At 74.9% G+C, this 1,826-nt stretch carries 2 protein-coding genes and 1 pseudogene; all 3 read right to left on the reverse strand.

Annotated features, from left to right (window positions below):
• Positions 1–153, reverse strand: a pseudogene (locus ABZ641_RS35785) (siderophore-interacting protein); the annotation flags it as partial.
• A gap of 78 nt (positions 154–231) precedes the next feature.
• Positions 232–921, reverse strand: coding sequence for a hypothetical protein (locus tag ABZ641_RS35790; protein ID WP_344627614.1), 690 nt, complete (start codon positions 919–921; stop codon positions 232–234).
• Between the two features lie 141 nt (positions 922–1,062).
• On the reverse strand, positions 1,063–1,653 hold the full coding sequence (locus ABZ641_RS35795) for a TetR/AcrR family transcriptional regulator (protein WP_344627615.1): 591 nt from the start codon (positions 1,651–1,653) through the stop codon (positions 1,063–1,065).
• Positions 1,654–1,826: the final 173 nt, after the last annotated feature.

Below are 1,826 nucleotides of genomic sequence, written 5' to 3' on the forward strand. Positions count from 1 at the left end.
CGTCGGGTGGACGCCGGTCGCGGCGAGCATCCCGCCGTCGGTGAACCGCACCCGCCGGTAGTGGTCGGTGACCTCCTCGACCGCGGTCACCGTGAACTCGAAGTCCTTGCCCCGCATCAGTTTGAGGACGACGCCCTCCCAGCCGTGCCCCATGGCACCCTCCCGCCACAAGAATTTAGGTAAGGCTAACCTAGCTCACGGCGGGAGGGCTCCGACAGCCGGGGATCCGGGTCAGCGGCGGGCGCCGCCGGGGCCGCGGTCGTCCTCGGCGCCGTCGGCGGGCGGGGCGGCCTCCGCCTCCCCGGTGGCGCGGGCGAGCCGGCACAGGTCGGGGAGGAGCGCGGCGAGCCCCGCCGCGTACCGCTCCGTCCCGGGACCGCCGGGCAGCGGGTGGTACAGGAAGCACGCCTCGTTGCGCTGGAGGCTGACCGCGGGCGCACCCAGGGCGGCGAGGCGGTCGATCAGGTCGCTGCGCACCAGGGGCTCGGCGATCGCCTCCGTGCCGGTCGCCGACATCGGGACGTAGAGCCCCGGCTGGACGACCGGGAGTCCCAGGGCGGCCGCGCTCCAGGCCCGTTCGAGCCGGATCATCGGCACGTGCTCCGGGAGTTCGTAGCGGAACAGCAGCCAGTGCAGGCCCCGGCGCTGCTCCAGGCGCACGAACCGGGCGACGGTGACCTCGCGCCCGTCCGGACCCGGGCCGGTGACGGTGGTGCCGCGCGGGACGTCCAGCCAGGGGTAGTGCGGGACGTACTCGTTCCAGGACTCACCGGGTGCCATCGTCCGCCATCCGGGGCTGCCGCCGAGGAGCCGCATCAGCCGATCGGCGGCCTTCGCCCGCCGCAGGGTGCCGACCTCCCGGGTCAGCCCGAACGCGACGGGCGCCAGCAGCAGGGCGAAGAAGAAGATCCAAGCGGCCATACCGTCCCCCTCATGACCACGCCCCACGACCCCCGCGGGACGGCCCACCCGAACGCACGCGGCAGGCACCGTCTCTGACGCGCACTCGGCGCCGACGGGTTCCGCGGATCGCCCGGGGAGTGGCTCGCCCCCGGCGTCCGCTCAGGGACGGGCCGGGGCGGCGGGGGCCAGGATCATGGCGACCAGGTGGTCGAGGGCGGCCGCCGCGTCCGGGTCGCCGGGCCGCGCCTCGGGGGCGGTCTCCGGGGCGGTGCGGCGCAGTTCCAGCCAGCCGAGGTAGGCGGCGTAGGCGGCCAGGGAACGGTGCCTGGCGCTCTGCGGGTCGTGCCCGATGCCGGTGAACACCTCGGCGAGGAAGGCCAGCCGGGTGCGGGTGACCCGGGTGACCACGGCGGCGACGGCCGGGTGGGCGGTCTGGGCGACGAGGGCGGGCTCGAGTCCGGCGATCTTCTCGCTGCCGAGGGCCTCGGCGAACAGCACCCTGGCACGCACCCAGGGGTCGGGCTCGGCGCGGACGGCCTCGACGAGCTCGGTGGTGGTGCGCCGTTCCCAGGTCTCCAGGGCGGCGACGAGCAGCGCCTCCCGGTTGTCGAAGTGCCAGTAGAAGCTGCCCCGGGTGACGCCCAGCTCCTTGGCGAGCACGTCCACCGCCACGGCGGCGACCCCGCCGTGGGCGAGGGCGCGCAGCGCCGCCATCGTCCAGTCGTCCTTGCTGACTCTCCCCTTGGCCATGTTCCGTACAGTACTGTACGGAACATCCGTACAGTGGTGTACGGATCCGATGTCGACGAGTACGGGGGTGGCGCGGTGAACGCCAGGGAATGGCTGCTCGGTGCGGTGCAGGGTGAGCGGGCTCCGGCCGGCCCGGGGGGTCGCGCGGCCGCGGCCGCCGCGGCGGCGGGGCT

It is taken from the genome of Kitasatospora sp. NPDC007106, from assembly GCF_040634455.1.
Lineage (GTDB): Bacteria > Actinomycetota > Actinomycetes > Streptomycetales > Streptomycetaceae > Kitasatospora > Kitasatospora arboriphila.

Excerpts from the sequence above, each read along its gene's own strand:
- ABZ641_RS35790 (WP_344627614.1), bottom strand. The coding sequence starts at position 921 with ATGGCCGCTTGGATCTTCTTCTTCGCCCTGCTGCTGGCGCCCGTCGCG.
- ABZ641_RS35795 (WP_344627615.1), bottom strand. The coding sequence starts at position 1,653 with ATGGCCAAGGGGAGAGTCAGCAAGGACGACTGGACGATGGCGGCGCTG.